The organism is Klebsiella sp. P1CD1 (assembly GCF_003790505.1).
In the GTDB taxonomy this organism is placed as follows: domain Bacteria; phylum Pseudomonadota; class Gammaproteobacteria; order Enterobacterales; family Enterobacteriaceae; genus Klebsiella; species Klebsiella variicola.
Genome location: NZ_CP033631.1, coordinates 1,121,721 through 1,141,775, shown reverse-complemented (window position 1 = coordinate 1,141,775; position 20,055 = coordinate 1,121,721). Strand labels below are relative to the sequence as shown.

Here is a 20,055-nt window from a genome sequence, read left to right as displayed (position 1 = left end):
GGCGCAGCCTGAACGTACTACTCTGCGACCACTTCGATCGATTTAATGAACATATAGCCCCAGTCGCCGGCGAAGCGGCCGAAGTCAATCTGATTAGTCCCCGCGTTAAGCGTCACCGGTATCCGCAACTGCTGGCCCTGCTCATCCGTCTGCGGGAAGGCCACGGCCTGCGGAGCGCCCCCGTTGACGACAAATGAGTTCTGCTTATCGCCCCATTTGCCGTTGAAGGTTACATTGAGCAGGAACTGACCGCTCCACGGCGCCTGCACCTGCCAGCCGATCTTATCCCCCTCGTTGGCAAATGGGCCGAGGAAGCCGTCCTCGCCAACTGTCAGCGCGTCTTTATCACTCTTCATCACCGTCAGCCGACCCTCAGCCACGCCATAAACTTCGCCGTAATAACGACAAAAATCTGCTGGCGCTTTCCCCGTCGCTTCGCCCACCGTCACGGTCACGGTTTTGCTGCTTTTCAGCAGCCCATCGTCCGCCGTGAACGTCAGCGCATAGGTACCTGGCGCCGTAAACCAGGCCCGGGTTTGAGCCCGATCGGCATGGCAAAAATGCACCTGTCCCTCACCGGCGTGCTGCCAGCCCACCTTAACCTCTCGCGACGGCAGGCCATCGTCCTGCCAGCTGGCCGTAAGCTCGACGCCCTGGTCCTGCGTGGTGGTTAGGGCCGGTTCCAGCGTGACAACCGGCGGCTGATTCTCCTCGCTATGCTGCACGCTAATCACATTGGAAGGAGCCGAATGACCGCTCTCGTTTTTCGCTGTCACCCGGTAGTAGTACGTATGCCCGAGCTGAAGCTGACGATAATCGTCGCGGAACAGAACCATGGTTTCCGGATTCCATTCGTTAACGCCATCGGAGATATCCCGGCCCACCACCGTCCACGGCCCGGTCGGCGAGTCGGCGCGTTCAACATCGTAGCTGCGTCCTACCGCGGCTCCCATCCAGTTGATCGCGAAGGGCGAGGTGGTCTCGCGCAGCAAAGGCGCGTCCGGCTTCGGCAGCGGCGCCATCGTCTGCTGCCCGGCCATCTGCGCCGCGGCCGTGCGCACCAGATCGACCACCGCCTGCTCCTGGTTCGCTTCGCCTTCTTTGGCAAACCCCGGCAGGTGGTAGCTGTAGTGCCCGGTCGACTCCTTATGCCAGTAGAAGCCGCCGTCGTGACGATGGCCGCGGAAGCCCCAGATAAGCCCGCCGGCGGCTTGCGCCCCGTTGACCTCGCTGTGAACAATCGACTGCATAATGGCGTTCAGTTGATCCGCCGGCAGCAGGCCAAACTCGCCGACGAGATAGACTTTTTGCCCGCCGACGGCGCGCAGATCCTGCGTCACCTGCCCGGGATGGTTATTATCGGCATTGGTGTAATAGTGATTGCTGACGATATCCACATTGGGGTCGGTCAGCGCAAAGGAATTGATTTTCTTATAGGTACCATCTACCACCAGCTGATGAGGGGCCCATTTTTTAATCCACGCCGCGGTCTGATGCAGGAAATCGGCGTTGGTATCCTCCAGCTCGTTACCGGTTTCCCAGGCCATGATCGCCTTTTCATCATAATAGGCGCGGCCGGTGACAGTATTTGTCCGGGTGATAACCTGGCGGATCACATCCAGATAGGCTTTGAAGGTCTTGCTATCGGTCCGATAAAAGTCTTCCGCTTTTTCGTGGTAGAACGCCGCCAGCTGCTCACGCCCGCCCCACCACCACCAGTGGTCAATAAACGGCAGGATCAGTCGCAATCCCTGTTTATCCGCTTCGGCAATCATGTTGTCATACACCCGCATGGCTTTCTCATTCAGCCGCGGCATGCCGTCCGCCGTTTCCGGCGCCAGAATATGGGTCTCGCGCCCGCAGGCTTTATCAAATTCCTGCTGCACCGACAGCACGTAGACGCGCTGGGCTTTCGCCCCGGTTTGCACCATCGCCTGGATCCAGTTTTGCTGCTCCTGCGCCGTTGGCCATTTAAAGTATTGTCCCCAGCCGCGCGGGTCTGCTCTGCAGGGGCCGCGGGCGTCGTCTTCAATGCGGTGCAGCTCCGGCGCGTGGATCCCGGCGAAACGAAACATCTTGTCGCCGTCCTTGAGGGTGGCGCCGTCGCGAGTGATAAAGTGCGTAAAGTGCGAGCGCTCGGCGGCCAGCGCCCCGCCGGCCCCCAGCGCGGACAGCAGCCCCATCAGCAGCAGGTTTTTCATCGGCTTCATCGTTGTCTCTCCTTAGAACCAGACCTCGGCCTGTACGCCGAAGTTAACGGTGTCGGTAGAGCCACTGCGGGAATACCCGCCCGCGGTGATGGTATTGGTATCCCAGTTGTAGTTGCCGTCCAGCGCATCGGAGACACCTTTATCCCACTTCGCGTAGGTGACGAAGAAGCGCAGCTGCGGGCGTGCCCAGAAACCGGAGTCAAAGGTCAGCGTTGGCGCAACGGTGACTTTGGTCAGGCCGCCTTTGCCTTTGCCGTTTACCCCTTTGTAGTTTTTGTCATCCAGGTATTCGTAGCCCAGCTCGTACTGCATGGCAAAGTTGCGGGTAATCTGATGATAAGGGCGGATACCGGCGACCCACATCGAGCGTCCCCAGCCATGGTCATCTTCCGTCCACCAGCGGTAGTTTTTATCTTTCTGCCAGAAAGCGAAGGTCGAGATATCCAGGTCGCCCATCGAGGCCACGCTATCCAGCACCACTCGCCAGGACTGAGTGTTTTCCAGATTGGCCCATCCCCAGCCGTTTTTACCCAGTGAGTCACCCGCCGCCAGCCCTTTCCCGTACTGCAATGCAAGGCGGGAGTAGCCTCCGGTCAGACCATAGAAACCGTCAAAGTTATAAATACCGGTCACGCCATAGCCCTTCTCGGCGGAAGTCGGGTGGTTTTCGTTACGGTTCATATGGTGGCCGATCAGCTCCAGATCGAAGCCTGTCCCCGCGATCTTTTTCAGCCACAGGTTGAGGGAATAGTCATCCGGGTAGCCCTGATCTCCCTTATCCACCGGGTAGGCTTTGGTTTCATCGGTGGGTGAAAAGGCGTACACCCCGGCGTCGAAGCGGGCGAAGCCGAGATCCATGTTGTCGAAGCCGCCGCCGGTGCCGTTGTACTGAATGTACTCCCAGTCGAACTGATGGCTGGAGGTGTTGGAGCTGCTGTAGCGCTTACCGGCCCAGAAGGTCATCTCCGGCGCAAAATCCAGATTGCTCAGCTCGGCGAACCCTTCGCGAAACTGTACGTCATGGCCATCGTCATCCTGACAGTTCCAGTCGGAGGTGCATTTCGACTGATGAGTGAGGTTGGCCTGCACTTTCGCCACCACGCCGCTGTCCGCCGTCAGCGTCACGGTGGGGATCAGTTCGATCTTGGTGTCTTCTTCGTTGCCCAGTCGCCACTTACCGTCCGGCATCAGGCCGACGGAGTCCGCGCGGTTGCCATCGGAGTTCGCCAGGATCCCGGAGCGGATATAGCCATGCAGCGCAAAATCATACTTCGGATCGGCGCAGGCCAGGCTGCTGGCCCCTGCCAGCGAGAGGAGAGCCAGAGGTATTGAATGTTTCAGCTTTATCATTATTTTTTTCCCACGTTATGTTTGTTAACACGAACCGATAACGGAGGGGAAATTTACGGATCAAAAATGGAAATGTACATCCGTTAATGGAAAGCGCTTTCCATAATTGCCTATCTGGTTCACAAAATTCGCTCCGCGACGAATATATTCGTGAGACTGATCACATAAAATAACAAGAATGCCGCCGGGAGCCGGCAGCAGAGCGGAAGGAGGAGCAGGTGAATGAGTGCCGCCGGGGGATAAGCCGCCGACGGCGAGGGGGTCAGCGTTCGGTTTCCGCGAGCTGGCGTTCGTACACTTTGAAGAAGGGGCGATAGAGCATCCAGGCGTTAAACATCGCGAACAGGCTCATGCACAAATTTTTCCAGCTACCGTTCGCCGACCATGCTGCCCCCAGCGGGGAAGGCATCGACCATGGCAGCATCGCCACCGCGCGGTCGAGGATACCCAGCTGAGTTAAATACCATGCGATACAGGCATTTATCAGCGGAACAAAGAGAAACGGCAGTAAAAAAACCGGGTTCATGATTACCGGAAAACCAAACAGTATTGGCTCGTTGATATTAAACAGCGACGGCAGCAGGCCAATTTTTGCCACGCTTTTCAGCTGCCGCGAGCGGCTGCGCATCGCCATCAGCACCAGCGGCAAAGTGGAGCCAATACCGCCGATCAGCAGGTAAAAATCCCAGAACCCCTGCAGATAAATATGCGGCAGCGTTGGCGAACCCGCCGCCAGCGCCTGCTGATTTTCAAACAGATAGGTCATCCAGAAGGGGTTCATGATCCCGGTGATGATCAGCGCGCCGTGGATACCGATAAACCAGAGTAAGTTACAGATAAATAAAGAGATCAGTACCGCCATCAGCGTGTCGGACGCCAGCACCAGCGGCCGCACCGCTTCGCTGATCAACTCCGGTACGATGCGTCCGGTGGTCTGCAGCAGTATGGCATTCATCACGCTTATCGACAGCATCACCACCAGCAGCGGGATCAGCAGTTGAAAGCCATTGCGGGTCATCAGCGGCACTTCATCAGGCAAGCGAATACACCAGCCTTTTTTGTAGAAAAAGCGAATTATCTCAATGGAATAGGTGCTGGATATCAGAGCGGTAAATATCCCCATACCGCCGAGATAAACATTGCTCACCGCAGTCTCGCGAAAGCCGATAAACAGCAGAAAAGCCAGACACCCGGTTAAACCGCAGAGCCGTTCCGGCAGACGGTACTGCTTGGCGAGACTGGCGCTGGCGCCGAAGGCGACAATCAGCGCCACCAGGCCAATGGTTAGCTGAAAGGTCGGCAGCAGGATAGGCCGCAGTAGCAAATAGACCTGGCCGAAACGCGAGGCGCCGTCTATGGAAACGGGCGGAAACAAAATGGGCACCAACAGGCTGCCAACAATCACAAAGGGCATCGCCAGCGCAAAGCTATCGCGCATCGCCGTAATGTGGTTGTTGCGCGTCAGAACATTCGCCAGCGGCGCCAGCCGCTGCTCGATGATGTCCACGGCCACATTCATTAACTGAATGTTCATACTCCTACCTTTGCGAATGGTTGTCTCGCCGGGATGATCGCCCACAACACCGGAAAGTGAAAGCCTGCCATAGGTGATCATGGTCACAATTAATAAATCCACAAACGGAAAGCGCTTTCCGTAATGCATCCATTTTGACTATAGTCCGCTCATCCAACCTCATCAGGAGCGGTACTTATGAAAAAAATTATGTTGTGTTGTTCGGCAGGCATGTCCACCAGCCTGCTGATGAAAAAAATGATTGCCGAAGCCGAACAGCGGGGCCTGCCGGTAGAGATCAATGCCTATGGCGTAGCGGAGTTCGCCGAACAGGTTGGCCATTATCAGGTGGTGCTGCTAGGGCCGCAGGTGAAATACATGCAGCAGGATCTGCAAAAACAGGCGGATAAATACGGTATTCGCGTCGAACCCATCAATATGATGGACTACGGCATGCAAAAAGGCGCCGCGGTCCTCGATTTCGCCCTTTCCCTCATTGAAAACAAGAACTAAGGAAAGAACATGAGCTCTCTGTACGCTAAACTGATCGATGTGATCGAACGGCAGATCACGCCTATGGCGGGGGCGATCGGCCAGCAAAAATACGTCACCTCGATCCGCGACGGTTTTATTACCGCCCTGCCCTTTATGATCGTCGGCTCGTTTTTGCTGGTATTTATCTTTCCGCCGTTTTCTCCGGATACGACGTGGGGCTTTGCCCGCGCCTGGCTGCAATTTTCGCTCGATCATCGCGATGCGCTGATGCTGCCGTTCAACTTCAGCATGGGGGTGATGACCCTGTTCATTGCCGTCGGGATCGCCGCCAGCCTCGCCAAGCACCATCACCTGGACTCGCTGACCGCCGGGATGCTGTCGCTGATGTCGTTTCTGCTGGTGGCCGCGCCGCTGAAAGATGGCCAGATCTCTACGGCCTACTTCTCCGGCCAGGGGATCTTCACCGCCATTCTGGTGGCCATCTATTCCACCGAGCTGTACGCCTTCCTCAAGCGGCATAACATCACCATTCGCCTGCCGCCGGAAGTGCCTGCCGGGGTGGCGCGCTCGTTCGAGATCCTGATCCCGGTGCTGGCGATCATTCTGACGCTGCATCCGCTGAACCTGTTTATCGAGGCTCAGCTGGGGATGATCATTCCGGAAGCGATCATGTCGCTGGTCAAACCCCTGGTCGCGGCTTCCGATACGCTGCCGGCCATTCTGTTGTCAGTGCTGGTCTGTCAGGTACTGTGGTTCGCCGGGATCCACGGCGCGCTGATCGTCACCGGGATCATGAACCCGTTCTGGATGGCCAACCTGTCGGTCAATCAGGCGGCCATGGCGGCAGGCACCGCTATCCCGCACATCTATGTCCAGGGCTTCTGGGATCACTATCTGCTGATCGGCGGCGTCGGCTCCACCCTACCGCTGGCGCTGATGCTGCTGCGCAGCAAGGCCGTGCATCTGCGGACGATTGGCCGGATGGGGGTCGTGCCGGGGGTATTCAATATTAACGAACCGATCCTCTTCGGCGCGCCGATCATCATGAACCCACTGTTTTTCCTGCCGTTCGTGCTGGTGCCGATGGTCAACGCGACCCTGGCGTACTTTGCGCTGAAGCTGGATCTCGTCAGCCGCGTAGTATCGATGACGCCGTGGACAACGCCGGCGCCCATCGGCGCCTCGTGGGCGGCGAACTGGAGCTTTAGCCCGGTGATCCTGTGCCTCATTTGTATGGCCACCTCCATGGTGATGTACCTGCCATTTCTCAAAGCTTACGAAAAACAGCTGCTGGCCCAGGAGCGTGAAAACGCCGTCGGCCAGGCTGACAACGCGGCGCAAACCGCTTAACGCTAACGATTCAGAGGATAATCATGGAATTAGAAGAACAGGTGATGGGGATCATCATCAACGCCGGCCAGTCACGTAGTCTGTGCTACGAAGCGCTGCACGCCGCTAAAGCGGGTGATTTCGCCACCGCCGACGCCAAAATGCAGGAAGCGGCGCACTATTCCCGCGAAGCTCACCTTGTACAGACCCAGCTTATCGAAGCTGACGAAGGCGAGGGAAAAACCAAAATGACGCTGGTAATGGTCCATGCTCAGGATCACCTGATGACCTCCATTCTGGCGAAAGAGCTGATTGCCGAACTGATTGCGATTTACCGCGCGCAACCACTTCACGCCTAGCGCGTTCCCCGGCCAGGCGCGCTGGCCGGGTCTGATTCCCCGAGGTCACTATGTTACATCTTGGAATAGATATTGGCGGCACCAAAATGGAAGCCGTACTGCTGGACCCGGCGGGCGAATGCGTCCAGCGCCTGCGCCGGCCGACCCACAAAGAGAGCTATGACGCCTTTATGCGTCAGCTGCTGACCCTGATTGCCGATATTCGCGCGGTCAGCCCGCAGCCGTTCACCCTGGGGATCGGCCTGCCCGGGGCTATCGATCCGCAAAGCGGACGCATTAAAAACTGCAACTGCCTGGTGCTCAACGGTCACGATCTGCGCCGGGATATCATGCAGCAGCTTGGCCAGCCGGTGTGGATGGCAAACGATGCCGACTGCTTCACCCTTTCGGAGGCGGTGGATGGCGCCGGCGCCGGGGCCTCCACCGTCTTCGGGGTGATTATCGGTACCGGCTGCGGCGGGGGGATCGCCGTTCATCAACAACTGCTCAGCGGCCCCAACGCTATCGCCGGGGAGTGGGGGCATAATCCGCTGCCGGGCTATACTCCTGAGCGCGATGGTCCGCCGCAGCCCTGCTACTGCGGCAAAACGAACTGCATCGAAAGCTTTCTCTCCGGCACCGGCTTCGCCCGCCGCTATGGGGAACAAGCCCGTGCGGAAGCCATTGTCGCCGCGGCGCAAAACGGCGATCCGCGCGCGCTGGCCCACTGGCGACACTTTATCGATGCCTTTGCCCGTAGCCTGGCGTCGGTGATCAATATTCTCGACCCGCAGGTGATTGTGCTGGGCGGCGGTCTGTCCAACGTCAGCCAGATCTATCGCGATCTGCCTGCCGCCATCGTGCCGTGGATCTTCTCCGACACCTGCCGCACGCAGATCAAACCGGCCCGCTTCGGCGACGCCAGCGGCGTGCGCGGCGCGGCCTGGCTGCCCCGTCTGCCCGGCGCCGCGGACGGGCAGCGGTAGACACTTTTTTCAGCAGGTATGTTAAGCTAGGCGAAAATGTTCAGACAGAAAAAGCCATGCCAACGATTGATGATGTTTCAAGATTAGCGAATGTCTCAAGAGCGACGGTTTCCCGCGTGCTGACCGGCACCCGGGGCGTGCGCGAAGAGAGCCGGGAAGCTGTGCTGCGGGCCGTTGAAGAACTCAACTATCGCCCGAGCTTTGCCGCGCAAAACCTCGCCAGTCAGACATCCAGCCACGTTGGTCTGGTGATTTCCGCGCAGGACGAAAGCCACGGCGCGCGTCTACTGCCGCTGCTCTCTCAGGCGCTGAAAGGGCTGAATAAAAGCCTGCTGGTCCAGTATGTCAGCGATCCGGTAGAGCAGGCGGCGGCGATCGACGATCTGCAGCGCCAGTGCGTGGCGGTGGTGGTGCTGGGCGCCGTTGCCGCCGACGCGCCGCGCAACGTTATCGCCTTTGACCGCTTCGGCGTCGCCGGGAGCAACAGCCAGGGCTATGACTTCGCCTTCGCCACCGAAAGCGCCTGCCGCTATGTGATTGGCAAGGGACACCGCAACATCGCCCTGCTGATGGACAGCGATAGCGACGATGCCAGCCGTCAGATGCTGGAAGGCTACCGCAACGTCCTGCAAAACTACTCCATTCCTTTTAACCGCCAGCTGGTGCTGACGGCCAACGATGACGTCGAGCAGGCGCTGCTGACCTTAATTAACAGCTTCAGTAAATACTCAGTCATTATCGTTAAACGCGACCGCTACGCGGCTGAGGCGATGCGTCTGTTACGCGAATTCACCATCGCCGTCCCGCAGGAGGTCTCCCTGTTGAGCCTTGAGGATTCCCCGCTCGCCTCGCTGCTCTACCCGCCGCTGACCTGCATCTCCTGGCCACTGGAGGCGCTGCTGGATAACTGTATTCAGCGTATTCGCAGCCTGATTGACGACCGGCCAACCTTCACCGCCGAGGGCCGCTCGCTGGCTGGCCGCCTGATCCCGCGCCAGTCGGTCGCCGATATCTCTTGATCTTCGCCCGGTTCGCGCCGGGCCAGCCTTATCTCCCCCTTTCTTGTCGCTTTCGTTTCCCGGCTCATTATTACCCACGCATGCAAATAAGAATTATTTTCATTTGTAAATAGCTTGTGCTATATAACATAGCAATGGCTATAAACGCTGGGAAATTAACCACACCATTGCGAGGGATCCTATGCTACACCTGACACCGCTGAAATCATTGCTGCTGGCCAGCGCGCTGGCTCTGCTGGCCGCGACGCCGGCCACCGCGCAGGAGAAATTCAGGGTTATCACTACCTTCACGGTTATCGCCGATATGGCGCAGAACGTGGCCGGCGACGCCGCCGTCGTCAGTTCCATCACCAAACCGGGCGCAGAGATCCACGATTACCAGCCCACGCCGGGCGATATCAAACGCGCGCAGGGGGCGCAGCTGATCCTCAGCAATGGGCTTAATCTCGAGCGGTGGTTTGCCCGTTTTTATCAGCACTTACAGGGCGTTCCGGAGGTGGTGGTCAGCAAGGGGATCCAGCCGATGGGCATCAGCGCGGGCCCCTATAGCGGGAAGCCCAATCCCCATGCCTGGATGTCAGCAGATAACGCCTTGATCTATGTCGATAACATTCGCGATGCGCTGGTGAAGTACGATCCGCCTCACGCCGACACCTATCGCCGTAACGCCGAGGCCTACAAAGAGAAGATCCGTCAAACGATGGCGCCGCTGCAGGCCAGACTGGCGCAGCTGCCGGCGGATAAACGCTGGCTGGTCACCAGCGAGGGAGCCTTCTCCTATCTGGCCCGCGACTATGGTCTGCGCGAACTGTATCTGTGGCCGATCAATGCCGACCAGCAGGGCACCCCGCAACAGGTGCGCAAGGTTATCGACACCATGAAGAAAGAACGCATCCCGACCATCTTCAGCGAAAGCACCATCTCCGATAAACCGGCGCGTCAGGTGGCGCGCGAAGCCGGGGCCCACTACGGCGGCGTGTTGTATGTCGATTCGCTGAGCGCCGCCGACGGCCCGGTGCCGACCTGGCTCGACCTGCTGCGCGTCACCACCGAAACCATCGTCAACGGTATCCAGGACGGGATGAGGAAGCAGCCATGAATGCAGCGCAAGCGGGACTGTATGTCGACCAGCTCACCGTCACCTGGCGCAACGGCCACACTGCCCTGCGCGACGCCTCGTTCAGCGTACCGCGCGGCTCCATTGCCGCACTGGTGGGCGTTAACGGCTCGGGTAAATCCACACTGTTTAAAGCGCTGATGGGCTTTGTGCGCGTCGGCCACGGCGAGATCGCCATACTCGGCCAGCCGGTCAACCGCGCGCTGCGCCAGAACCTGGTCGCCTATGTCCCGCAGTCGGAAGAGGTGGACTGGTCCTTCCCGGTGCTGGTAGAGGATGTGGTGATGATGGGCCGCTACGGCCATATGGGCTGGCTGCGGCGGGCAAAGCCGCGCGATCGCGACATTGTCGATGCCGCGCTGGCCCGCGTGGGCATGAGCGAGTACCGCCATCGGCAAATTGGCGAGCTCTCCGGCGGGCAGAAAAAGCGCGTTTTCCTTGCCCGCGCTATCGCTCAGCAGGGTCAGGTGATCCTGCTGGATGAGCCTTTCACCGGCGTCGATGTGCAGACCGAAGCGCGGATCATCAGCCTGCTGCGCGAGCTCCGCGATGAGGGCTGTACCATGCTGGTCTCCACCCACAACCTCGGATCAGTGAGCGAATTTTGTGATTACACGGTGATGGTGAAAGGCACCGTGCTGGCCAGCGGCCCGACAGAAACCACCTTCACCGCCGAGAATCTGGAGCGGGCTTTCAGCGGCGTGCTACGCCACGTCGCGCTGACCGGCGGGGAAGCGCAGGTTATCACCGATGACGAGCGGCCGTTTATCAGCCGGCGCGCGGCAGGAGGCCCACGATGAGCTGGCTGCTGGAGCCGTTTGGCTATCACTATATGCTCAATGCGATGTGGGTGTCGGCGCTGGTAGGCGGCGTCTGCGCGTTTCTCTCCTGCTACCTGATGCTGAAGGGCTGGTCGTTGATTGGCGACGCCCTCTCCCACTCGATTGTGCCCGGCGTCGCCGGGGCCTATATGCTCGGCCTGCCTTTCGCGCTCGGCGCGTTTCTCTCCGGCGGCCTGGCGGCGGGCAGCATGATGTTTTTGCAGCAACGCTCGCGGCTGAAAGAGGATGCCATTATCGGCCTGATCTTCTCCTCCTTCTTCGGGATCGGGCTGTTTATGGTGTCGCTGAATCCGACGTCGGTGAATATCCAGACCATTATTCTCGGCAATATTCTGGCCATCGCACCGGAGGATATTATCCAGCTGGCGGCGATCGGCTTTATCTCGATGGCGATCCTGCTGCTGAAGTGGAAAGATCTGATGGTGACCTTCTTTGATGAAAACCATGCCCGCTCGATTGGCCTGAACACCCGCGGCCTGAAGCTGCTGTTCTTTACCCTGCTGGCCGCCTGCACCGTGGCGGCGCTGCAGACCGTCGGCGCCTTTCTGGTCATCTGCCTGGTGGTGACTCCCGGGGCCACCGCGTGGCTGTTAACCGACCGCTTTCCGCGCCTGCTGGCCATCGCCGTGGCTATCGGCAGTCTGACCAGTTTCTTCGGTGCCTGGCTCAGCTACTATCTCGACGGCGCCACCGGCGGCATTATCGTGGTCGCGCAAACGCTGTTGTTCCTCATCACCTTTATCTTCGCGCCGAAGCACGGCCTGCTGGCCAGCCGCCGCCGCGCCAGGGAGGCCGCATGCTGAACCTGTTCCTGGCCCCGTTCCAGTTTCCTTTTATGGTCAATGCGATAGCGGTATCGATCATCGTGGCCGTGCCCTGCGCGCTACTGTCGGTGTTTCTGGTGCTCAAAGGCTGGGCGCTGATGGGCGACGCCATGAGCCACGCGGTCTTTCCGGGCGTGGTGCTGGCCTACATTATCGGCATCCCCTTCGCCATCGGCGCGTTTATCGCCGGGCTGCTGTGCGCCGTGACGACCGGTTTTCTCGACGATAACAGCCGACTCAAGCGCGATACCATCATGGGGATTGTCTTCTCCGGCATGTTTGGCGCCGGGCTGGTGCTGTATGTAGCGATCCAGTCCGATGTTCATCTCGACCATATCCTGTTCGGCGACATGCTGGGGATATCCCTTCGCGATATTGGACAAACGGCGGCTATCGCGCTGGTGATTGCGCTGATTATCGGTCTCAAATGGCGGGATTTTTTGCTGCACGCCTTTGACCCGACGCAGGCCAAAGCCAGCGGCCTGCGCGGCGGGCTATTGCACTACGGCCTGCTGTGCATGATCGCCCTGACCATCGTCGCGACGCTGCAGTCGGTGGGGATTATTCTGTCGATTTCGCTGCTGATTGCTCCCGGGGCGATCGCGCTCCTGCTGGTGCGGCGCTTTATCCACGCCCTGCTGCTGGCGGTAGCGGTGGCCATCGGCTGCTCGGCGGGAGGGGTGTGGCTGGCGTTTTATCTCGACAGCGCGCCGGCGCCGACTATCGTGGTGCTGTTTTCCGCGCTGTTTGTGGTCGCCTTTGTGGCAAGCACGATCCGCGATAGTCAGAAACAGAGGGCTTCAGCAACCATCCCCGGTGGCGGCTAATGCCTTACCGGGGCCGACTTGTCGCCCGGCTACGCGCCGCGCTGACCAGGGAAAGGCCGCTATTTTTTCGGTCGGTATTTTTCCGGTAGCGCCGGCACCGGGCGCCTGTCGTCCAGCAGATGGCGAATAGTGAGGATCGGGTGGCGCCAGAGCATTCGCGGCCCGGCCCAGCGCATAATCTGCTTCATCTCTTCGCGCTTCGCCGGCTGGTAGCAATGCACCGGACACTGCTTGCAGGCTGGTTTATTCTCGCCAAACACGCACTTATCAAGGCGCTTGTCGGCGTAGGCGTTCAGCGCCTGATAGTGCGCATTATCGGCCAGCGCCCCGGGACAGCGCCGCTGGTAGAGGGCAATCATCCGCTGAATCGTCATCTTTTCCCGTTCGATACGCTTCCCCATCTCCCCGCCTTTCGCCTGTTATTAAGATGCATATATTATACACCTTAACGTTCGTGCCCGACCAGCCTCACTGCTTGAGATGCTGGATCAACTGCAGGGCTGCCCCGGACAGAACCCCGAAATGGCTATAGGCATAGAAATCGCGGATAAAAACGCTGCCCTCGAGTTCGAACGGACGCAGCAGGCCCAGCGCTTCCTCGTGCCGGTAAACCGGGGCCGGCATCGACGTTAACAGATCGCTCTCGCACAGAAAGGCCTTAATGGCCGAGGAGGACGCGCACTCAATCACCGGCTGCGGACAGGGTAGCTGATGGGCACGAAAGATATCCTCAAGGATGTTCATCGGGGTACTTAACGGCGGCGGCATGATCCACGGATAGTCCAGCATCGCCTCGAGGGATAAGTTCGCCGCCTGATGTAGCGGGTGGTACTGCCTGGCGACGATGCAGATCCGGTCCTGCCAGTTAATTTTACCGCGCACCACGATTTTCTCATCATGCGGTAAGGGGCCGCAGAGGGCGATATCGATGTCGTGCATCCGCAGGAGTTTAAAGAGCTCGGAGTCAATGCGGTCGACGATCCGCAGATGGATCCGGGGATGTCGCTGATGGAAAGCTGCCAGCTTATCGATGAAATGGCTGGTCAGCAGGCTGGAAACACAGCCAATCCGCAGGATACCTTTCCCGGCGCCGCGGATGAGCGCAATCTCCTCGCGGGCCTTTTGTTCGGTATTCAGCATCGTCAGCGCATAGGGTAAAAAGGCGCTGCCATATTCGCTCAACGCCATACCGTGTTTGTGTCTTTCGAATAAGGTCGCGCTCAGGTCCGCTTCCAGGCTCAATAACAGCCGGCTCAGTCCCGACTGAGTGATCCCCATCTTCTCTGCGGCCAGGGTCATATTGCCTTCGTGAGCGACAGTAATAAAAGCCTGAATCTGCTTAAATTTCATTGGCATGATATTTACTCATTGAATAAACGGTTTTTGCATTTCCCTTGCGGCCTGTTTTAGCGAATAAATGTCGCTATCAATACGCTCAAAAATAGCTACCGCGCATCAGGAAAAACGGATTTATTAACCTCATCACGCACGGCAAAAACGAATTGCGGACCCGAAGATAATTTATAACGAGAATATATCACCATGACACAGAACAATATTCTATTAATTTCAGGCGCTATATTACCGGTCATCATTACCGTCATCATCGGCTATATTAGCGGTAAACGAAAAGACTTTAACTGGCAGCAGGCAGGAGACATCAATAAAATTGTGATGCTCTATGCATTACCGCTAAGTATTTTCAGCAATATGGTGATGACGCCGCGACACATCGTCATGACCATGGGCCCGGTTGCGGTGGCCATTATCCTCGCGCTGATTCTGAGCTTCGTCATTCCCTTACTGGTCGCCCGCTATCTGTTCCGACGCGACCTCGCCCTCAGTACGCTGCAGGCGCTGGCCATCGGCTCGCCGGCGGTTCCTTTCATCGGCACCTCGGTGCTGGCCTTTTTATTTGGCACCGTCAGCGCGTCGCTGATCACCGTGTCCAGCATCACGCAAAACGTCTTCCAGCTGCCGCTGGTAATGATTCTGATGTCGGTCGCCACTGGCGATAAAAGCCAGCATATCTCCTTTGGCACACGGGTGATAAACGCCATTAAACAACCTGTGGTCTGGTCACCGGTGATCGCCCTGATCATCGTGCTGGCGGATATCCATATTCCGCAGACTATCTCGATGTCGCTGGGTCTGCTGGGTAAAGCCTCTGGCGGGCTGGCGCTGTTTGCCGCCGGGATCGTGCTCTATACACGCAGCATTGTTATCACCACCGCTACCATTATCACCGTTATCGCCCGCAATATTTTGGTGCCCGGCGCCTGCTATCTCCTGTTATTAAAAATGGGCTTCAGCATGGAGCAAATAAAGGAAGTCGTATTGACGATGGCTATCCCGGTAGGCTCCATCGCGATAATTATTGCCATGCAGTATAAAACCGGCGAGCAGGAAATGGCCTCGACGATGGCGCTGAGTATTATTGCCTCCATCATTACGATGGGCGGATTTATTTTCTTAACCTTTTAATTATCGCGATTACACCGCGTGAATACGGAGAGAATATGGCCTCTATCACATTATCGGCTGCTGAACTGTTACTGCATCGGCTACAGGCGCTGGACGTGGCATATATTTTTATTAACTCGGGCACCGATTATCCGCCAGTTATTGAAGCCTGGGCAAAGGCCCGGGCGACCGGGCAAAAGGTACCCGAGCTGGTGATCTGCCCGCATGAAAACGCCGCCATCGGCATGGCGCACGGCTACTACCTCGGCACTGGCAAGGTGCAGGCGGTAATGGTTCATACCAACGTCGGGTTAGCCAACGCCGCCTGCGGTGTCATCAATCTGGCGAACAGCAATATCCCGGTGCTGATTTTTGGTGGTCGCACGCCGATTAGCGAACATTCCCACTTCGGCTGCCGCAATACGCCGATTGGCTACGGCCAGGAGATGCGCGACCAGGCGGCGCTGATCCGTGAATCCGTGAAGTGGGATTTTGAACTGCGGCTGGCCGATCAGATCGGCGAGCATGTTGACCGGGCCTGGGCGATTGCCAGCTCCCTGCCGAAAGGGCCGGTCTACCTGAGCTTACCGCGCGAGCCATTGTGCGAGACCTTTGCTATTGATGAGGCCGCACTGCAGGCCGGTCCTTCGCAGCAGCCGGTCCGCTATGCGCCAGTCCGGGAAGATATCGCCCGGGCCGCCGAGGCAATCGCCTGCGCCAGGCATCCCGTCATCTTCGCCCAGCGCGGCGCCCGAACGGCGGGTGGCTTTGCGCGACTTAATAGCCTGGTGCGCGAATGGGCGATCCCATTGGTGGAATACTGGGGTACCGAGGTGACCCTGAGCGCCGATAACCCACTGCTCGCCGGGGCTGATCCCAGCGCCTGGCTCGCCGACGCCGATGTGATTCTGGTGGTCGACTCGCAGGCGCCATGGATGATCGCCGAGGGCGACTGTCGCCAGGACTGCACCGTGATCCAGATGGGCCCCGATCCGCTCTTCTCCCGCTACCCGGTACGTGGCTATCGCGCGGACATCAACCTGGCGGGCGAGACCGATGAAGTCTTCAGCCTGCTGGAAGAGGCGCTGCGCCCGCTGCAGGCCGCCCGCCAGCAACATGTGGCGGAGCGGGCGGCATATACGCAGAACCGCATCCAGCAACAGAAAAACCAGCGCGACGCGCTTCTCCATGCCAGCCAGACCGGGGCCATTACCAAACCCTGGCTCAGCTACTGCCTCGGTCATCTGGCGAATCAACACCGTGGCCGGATCGTTTCTGAACTGACCACGCTGCCGCAGTTTGCCGGACTGATCCATGCCGAGAGCTATTACCAGGAAGCGCTGGCCGGCGGCCTGGGCGAAGCCCTGCCTATCGCGCTGGGGCTGCAGCTTGCGCGCCGGGAAGAGCTGATTATTGCCGCCGTCGGCGACGGGTCGTACCTGTTCGCCAACCCTGCGGTCTGCCACCATATTGCGGAGGTAATGAAGCTCCCTGTCCTCGTCGTGGTCGGAAATAACGGCGGATGGGGCGCCGTCGCGGGCGGCACCAAAGCGCTCTACCCGGACGGCTACGCAGCCCGCGCGGAGACCATTCCGGCCACCGCCTTTACCACCTCGCCGGATTTCGCCGCGATCGCCGCCTCCAGCCGCGCGGCGGCCCTGTCGGTTTCCCGGGCCGAGGATCTCCCCGGCGTGCTGGAAGAAGCGGTCACCCTCATACGCACCCGCCGACAAAGCGTGCTGGTTGACGTGCAGTTAGCCCGCTAACGGCTTCTCCTCCGGGCGCTTGTCGCCCGGAGGGGGTTGTCACCCTTTCTGCTCATCTTTATCCACATGGCCCAGCGGCTTCTCCGGGAAACAGACATCGCGCACCCGGCGTTTCAGCTCGGCCGCATCCGGAAAACCGCCATCCTGCTTGCGCTCCCAGATCTGCTGACCGCCGACATCGATCGTGAAGATCCCGCCGGTCCCCGGCACCAGCGTCACTGAGGCGATGTCGGTACTGAAGGTATGTAACAGCTCCTGCGCCATCCAGCTGGCGCGCAGCATCCAGTTGCACTGGGAACAGTAGGTGATGGTGATGGCCGCTTTTGAGTTCATCGTCGTCTCGCTAAGTCTGAAAGGGCAAATTGTAAACAAAGTGCAGTTTAAATGAAGAACACATGATTATTTTGTTGCAAACGATAATACCTATCATTACCATTCGCAATCAACAAATGGAGTAAGACCCCATCCGCAACGGAAAAGACGGAGCAACCTGCAACTCTGGAAGTAACGCGTGAGCCGATACTAATAACGATCAAGGCGTGGCGACTATGTACAAATCGACTCCGTCAGCAGCATGGTGTAAAAAACGCCTGCTGGTGACCTCTTTGCTTGCAGCAATTTATCAGACTTCTGCCATCGCAGCAGACACTTCCGCCGTTAGCGGCGAGGCGGTGGATGACACCTCGGAACAAATGACCGTCACCGCCCCCGCACCGGTGCAGAAAGCCGGTAGTGAGCACAGCATCAGCGCCCGGGAGCTGGAGGATAAAGGTGCTAACGATTTTGGCTCTATCATGCGCTATGAGCCGCTCATCAGCGCCACCGGGGCCAGCGGCGGCTCCGGCAACGGCAAAAGCGGCTTCGACCGCGGAGGCTACACCGGCTACAACATCCGCGGCATGGAGAGCAACCGCGTCGGCATCGACGTGGACGGTATTGCCCAACCCAACGCCACCGGCCGCGGCTACGTCGGTCGCGCCGGGCTCAACACCTTCGGCATCGGCCGCGATTATATCGACCCGTATATGTATGGCAGTGTGGATATTCAGTCCGGTGCCACCTCGACGGAAACGGCCAACAGCGCTATCGGGGGAAATGTCTCCTTCCGCCCGAAATCGGCGGATGATTACCTGCGCCCGGGCAAGACCAGCGCCTTCGGCTACCGCAGCGGTTACGACTCTGCGGATCGCAGCTGGCACAACGGGGTGACCGTCGCCGGCGGCGATGAGTTCCTGCGCGGAATTTTGGTCTACAGCCGCCGTGACGGTCAGGAAACCGAAAACAACAGCGGCACCGTCGACGCCTACCCGGCGAACTGGCATTCCGATGCTTTTCTGGCCTCCGGGATCTGGCAGCCTAACGATGAGCACAAGCTGACCAGCACCTTCGACTATTACCATAAAACCAACCACACCCACTACGATACCTGGGACTCCAGCGGCAACAGCACCATCGGCACCGCCAACCAGACCAGCCAGACCCGGCGCTGGGGCCTGAGCCTGAAGGATGACTGGACGCCGATGAACGACTACCTCGACAGCGTCTCCACGAAAATCTACTACCAGCATACTGAAGCCCATGACTGGACTTATATGCCGGACAGCGTCACCCGCCGCATGCAGACGGTGAACTCCAACTACGACACCGACACCTGGGGCCTGCAGACCGCGCTGGCGAAAACCCTGGGCCGCCACGATCTGAGCGCTGGCTTCAACGCCAGCACGACCAAAACTCAGCGGCCGTTCAGCCAGTCGCCGATCCCCAGCGTTTACAGCGAGATCATGCAGCCGGAGGCAGACAGCCGCAGCTACACCCTCGGCGGCTTTGTCCAGGATAAGATCAACTTCGACCTTGATAGCCACAACTTCGCCATTATTCCCGGCGTGCGCGTGGTGCATCAATCGACTAAGCCGGAAAATCTGTCCGACCTTGCCGCCAACAGCAGCGTACTGACCGAATCGTCGGTGGCGAATCTGTACGGCAAAAACAGCGATACCCAGGTTCTGCCGTCGTTGACCTTCCAGTACGACCTCACCCCGCGCCTGATGACCTACCTGCAGTACCAGCGCGGCGCGCAGTTCCCCAACGCCAGCCAGCTGTATGGCTCCTGGAACCTTGGCTCCAGCTACGCCGGCAGCCAGCAGTATGCCCTGATCGGCAATACCGATCTGAAGACGGAAACCAGCGATAATCTCGAGTGGGGGCTGAAGGGGGAAGTCACCGAAGGCATCACCGTGCGCACGGCGCTGTTCTACAACAGCTATAAGAACTTTATCGCCTATACGCGCTATACCCGCGCCAATAATCCGGGCCAGTTCACGAATGTGCCGTCGAACATCTACACCATTTATCAGGCGGAAAACCGCGATAAAGCCTATATCTACGGCGGTGAGATCAGCACCAAATTTAACTTTGGCACCTGGTTTGAGCAGGTGAACGGCCTGAGCACCACCCTCGCCCTCGGCTATAGCGAAGGGAAATCGAAATCCAGCTACAGCGGCGATAAATACGTCGACCTCGACAGCGTGGCGCCGATGAAAGCCATCGTCGGCGTGGCGTGGGACGATCCGGCGAAACGCTACGGCACCGCCCTGACGGCGACCTTTGTCAAAGGGAAACAGGCGACCACCACCAACCGAGAAAGCTACAGCAACAGCGGGTCCGCCATCACCGATGCCAGCAGCGACTATATGCGCGTGCCGGGCTACGGCATGCTGGACTGGACCGCGTACTGGCAGGTGGCGAAAAACGTGCGCCTCAATGGCGGGGTCTACAACCTCACCGATCGTAAATACTGGGATTACCTGAGCAGCCGCAATATCGAGACCGGCACCAACCAGGACGCCAACGATAAAGCGCTGGCGGTGATGCCGGGCCGCACCTGGCAACTGGGCGTCAACGTCGACTTCTGATTGCCCGAATAATAACGCACCTGCCCCCGGCCCGCCGGCCGGGGATATTCATCGTCGAGAAGGA

At 58.9% G+C, this 20,055-nt stretch carries 18 protein-coding genes; 12 read left to right on the top strand and 6 right to left on the bottom strand.

The features are described 5' to 3' along the window. Nucleotides 1-17: 17 nt before the first annotated feature. The 3 genes from DTA24_RS05735 to DTA24_RS05720 all read right to left on the bottom strand — a co-directional run bounded on the left by DTA24_RS05735 (nucleotide 18) and on the right by DTA24_RS05720 (nucleotide 5,094). A complete protein-coding gene (locus tag DTA24_RS05735; protein WP_123836587.1) occupies nucleotides 18-2,210 on the bottom strand; it encodes a CBM35 domain-containing protein in 2,193 nt (730 codons plus the stop codon). Nucleotides 2,211-2,222: 12 nt separating this feature from the next. Beyond that, nucleotides 2,223-3,560, bottom strand: coding sequence for a maltoporin (locus tag DTA24_RS05730; RefSeq protein WP_023323180.1), 1,338 nt, complete (start codon nucleotides 3,558-3,560; stop codon nucleotides 2,223-2,225). A 262-nt stretch (nucleotides 3,561-3,822) separates the two neighbouring features. Continuing rightward, nucleotides 3,823-5,094: a PTS sugar transporter subunit IIC gene (locus DTA24_RS05720; RefSeq protein WP_004151052.1), complete on the bottom strand. Its 1,272-nt coding sequence runs from the start codon at nucleotides 5,092-5,094 to the stop codon at nucleotides 3,823-3,825. Between the two features lie 177 nt (nucleotides 5,095-5,271). Here DTA24_RS05720 and DTA24_RS05715 point away from each other — a divergent pair, with 177 nt between their 5' ends. The 9 genes from DTA24_RS05715 (at nucleotide 5,272) to DTA24_RS05675 (ending at nucleotide 12,850) form a co-directional block, all read left to right on the top strand. Then, complete coding sequence (locus tag DTA24_RS05715; protein WP_002914979.1) at nucleotides 5,272-5,586, top strand: PTS sugar transporter subunit IIB; 315 nt, start codon at nucleotides 5,272-5,274, stop codon at nucleotides 5,584-5,586. A 9-nt stretch (nucleotides 5,587-5,595) separates the two neighbouring features. Continuing rightward, complete coding sequence (locus DTA24_RS05710) at nucleotides 5,596-6,918, top strand: PTS cellobiose transporter subunit IIC (RefSeq protein ID WP_012967351.1); 1,323 nt, start codon at nucleotides 5,596-5,598, stop codon at nucleotides 6,916-6,918. Between the two features lie 23 nt (nucleotides 6,919-6,941). After that, nucleotides 6,942-7,256, top strand: coding sequence for a PTS lactose/cellobiose transporter subunit IIA (locus DTA24_RS05705; RefSeq protein WP_002914983.1), 315 nt, complete (start codon nucleotides 6,942-6,944; stop codon nucleotides 7,254-7,256). A gap of 50 nt (nucleotides 7,257-7,306) precedes the next feature. Further along, entirely contained in the window at nucleotides 7,307-8,221 is a 915-nt protein-coding gene (locus tag DTA24_RS05700) for an ROK family protein (RefSeq protein WP_012540756.1), read from the top strand. A gap of 56 nt (nucleotides 8,222-8,277) precedes the next feature. Then, entirely contained in the window at nucleotides 8,278-9,240 is a 963-nt protein-coding gene (locus tag DTA24_RS05695; RefSeq protein ID WP_123836586.1) for a LacI family DNA-binding transcriptional regulator, read from the top strand. Nucleotides 9,241-9,421: 181 nt separating this feature from the next. Continuing rightward, nucleotides 9,422-10,339, top strand: coding sequence for a metal ABC transporter substrate-binding protein (locus DTA24_RS05690; protein ID WP_023298133.1), 918 nt, complete (start codon nucleotides 9,422-9,424; stop codon nucleotides 10,337-10,339). Beyond that, nucleotides 10,336-11,157 carry a manganese/iron ABC transporter ATP-binding protein gene (locus DTA24_RS05685; protein ID WP_012540754.1) on the top strand — a complete coding sequence of 274 codons (822 nt, stop codon included), beginning with the start codon at nucleotides 10,336-10,338 and terminating at the stop codon, nucleotides 11,155-11,157. Before DTA24_RS05690 ends, DTA24_RS05685 begins: the two co-directional genes overlap by 4 nt. Beyond that, nucleotides 11,154-12,002 (top strand): iron/manganese ABC transporter permease subunit SitC, encoded by an 849-nt coding sequence (sitC, locus tag DTA24_RS05680; RefSeq protein ID WP_032731146.1) that lies wholly within the window; start codon nucleotides 11,154-11,156, stop codon nucleotides 12,000-12,002. Before DTA24_RS05685 ends, sitC begins: the two co-directional genes overlap by 4 nt. Further along, entirely contained in the window at nucleotides 11,996-12,850 is an 855-nt protein-coding gene (locus tag DTA24_RS05675; protein ID WP_012540752.1) for a metal ABC transporter permease, read from the top strand. The genes sitC and DTA24_RS05675 overlap by 7 nt, the downstream gene beginning before the upstream one ends. Nucleotides 12,851-12,909: 59 nt before the next feature. On the opposite strand, the gene DTA24_RS05670 is transcribed toward DTA24_RS05675, so the two are convergent. Further along, nucleotides 12,910-13,251 (bottom strand): nitrous oxide-stimulated promoter family protein, encoded by a 342-nt coding sequence (locus DTA24_RS05670; RefSeq protein ID WP_008806199.1) that lies wholly within the window; start codon nucleotides 13,249-13,251, stop codon nucleotides 12,910-12,912. A 67-nt stretch (nucleotides 13,252-13,318) separates the two neighbouring features. Continuing rightward, entirely contained in the window at nucleotides 13,319-14,206 is an 888-nt protein-coding gene (locus DTA24_RS05665; RefSeq protein WP_032731147.1) for a LysR family transcriptional regulator, read from the bottom strand. Between the two features lie 186 nt (nucleotides 14,207-14,392). Here DTA24_RS05665 and DTA24_RS05660 point away from each other — a divergent pair, with 186 nt between their 5' ends. After that, the gene (locus DTA24_RS05660) at nucleotides 14,393-15,334 is read left to right on the top strand and encodes an AEC family transporter (protein ID WP_008806201.1); all 942 of its coding nucleotides are present in this window, start codon (nucleotides 14,393-14,395) and stop codon (nucleotides 15,332-15,334) included. Nucleotides 15,335-15,369: 35 nt separating this feature from the next. After that, nucleotides 15,370-17,079: a thiamine pyrophosphate-requiring protein gene (locus DTA24_RS05655; protein ID WP_023298135.1), complete on the top strand. Its 1,710-nt coding sequence runs from the start codon at nucleotides 15,370-15,372 to the stop codon at nucleotides 17,077-17,079. Nucleotides 17,080-17,118: 39 nt separating this feature from the next. On the opposite strand, the gene DTA24_RS05650 is transcribed toward DTA24_RS05655, so the two are convergent. Beyond that, nucleotides 17,119-17,412 (bottom strand): SelT/SelW/SelH family protein, encoded by a 294-nt coding sequence (locus DTA24_RS05650; protein ID WP_012967347.1) that lies wholly within the window; start codon nucleotides 17,410-17,412, stop codon nucleotides 17,119-17,121. Nucleotides 17,413-17,627: 215 nt separating this feature from the next. Here DTA24_RS05650 and DTA24_RS05645 point away from each other — a divergent pair, with 215 nt between their 5' ends. Next, a complete protein-coding gene (locus DTA24_RS05645; protein ID WP_023340659.1) occupies nucleotides 17,628-19,991 on the top strand; it encodes a TonB-dependent receptor domain-containing protein in 2,364 nt (787 codons plus the stop codon). Nucleotides 19,992-20,055: the final 64 nt, after the last annotated feature.

Bases quoted from the DNA above. Each gene is read 5' to 3' on its own strand.
- DTA24_RS05735 (WP_123836587.1), bottom strand. From the start codon at position 2,210: ATGAAGCCGATGAAAAACCTGCTGCTGATGGGGCTGCTGTCCGCGCTG.
- DTA24_RS05730 (WP_023323180.1), bottom strand. From the start codon at position 3,560: ATGATAAAGCTGAAACATTCAATACCTCTGGCTCTCCTCTCGCTGGCA.
- DTA24_RS05720 (WP_004151052.1), bottom strand. From the start codon at position 5,094: ATGAACATTCAGTTAATGAATGTGGCCGTGGACATCATCGAGCAGCGG.
- DTA24_RS05715 (WP_002914979.1), top strand. From the start codon at position 5,272: ATGAAAAAAATTATGTTGTGTTGTTCGGCAGGCATGTCCACCAGCCTG.
- DTA24_RS05710 (WP_012967351.1), top strand. From the start codon at position 5,596: ATGAGCTCTCTGTACGCTAAACTGATCGATGTGATCGAACGGCAGATC.
- DTA24_RS05705 (WP_002914983.1), top strand. From the start codon at position 6,942: ATGGAATTAGAAGAACAGGTGATGGGGATCATCATCAACGCCGGCCAG.
- DTA24_RS05700 (WP_012540756.1), top strand. From the start codon at position 7,307: ATGTTACATCTTGGAATAGATATTGGCGGCACCAAAATGGAAGCCGTA.
- DTA24_RS05695 (WP_123836586.1), top strand. From the start codon at position 8,278: ATGCCAACGATTGATGATGTTTCAAGATTAGCGAATGTCTCAAGAGCG.
- DTA24_RS05690 (WP_023298133.1), top strand. From the start codon at position 9,422: ATGCTACACCTGACACCGCTGAAATCATTGCTGCTGGCCAGCGCGCTG.
- DTA24_RS05685 (WP_012540754.1), top strand. From the start codon at position 10,336: ATGAATGCAGCGCAAGCGGGACTGTATGTCGACCAGCTCACCGTCACC.
- sitC (WP_032731146.1), top strand. From the start codon at position 11,154: ATGAGCTGGCTGCTGGAGCCGTTTGGCTATCACTATATGCTCAATGCG.
- DTA24_RS05675 (WP_012540752.1), top strand. From the start codon at position 11,996: ATGCTGAACCTGTTCCTGGCCCCGTTCCAGTTTCCTTTTATGGTCAAT.
- DTA24_RS05670 (WP_008806199.1), bottom strand. From the start codon at position 13,251: ATGGGGAAGCGTATCGAACGGGAAAAGATGACGATTCAGCGGATGATT.
- DTA24_RS05665 (WP_032731147.1), bottom strand. From the start codon at position 14,206: ATGCCAATGAAATTTAAGCAGATTCAGGCTTTTATTACTGTCGCTCAC.
- DTA24_RS05660 (WP_008806201.1), top strand. From the start codon at position 14,393: ATGACACAGAACAATATTCTATTAATTTCAGGCGCTATATTACCGGTC.
- DTA24_RS05655 (WP_023298135.1), top strand. From the start codon at position 15,370: ATGGCCTCTATCACATTATCGGCTGCTGAACTGTTACTGCATCGGCTA.
- DTA24_RS05650 (WP_012967347.1), bottom strand. From the start codon at position 17,412: ATGAACTCAAAAGCGGCCATCACCATCACCTACTGTTCCCAGTGCAAC.
- DTA24_RS05645 (WP_023340659.1), top strand. From the start codon at position 17,628: ATGTACAAATCGACTCCGTCAGCAGCATGGTGTAAAAAACGCCTGCTG.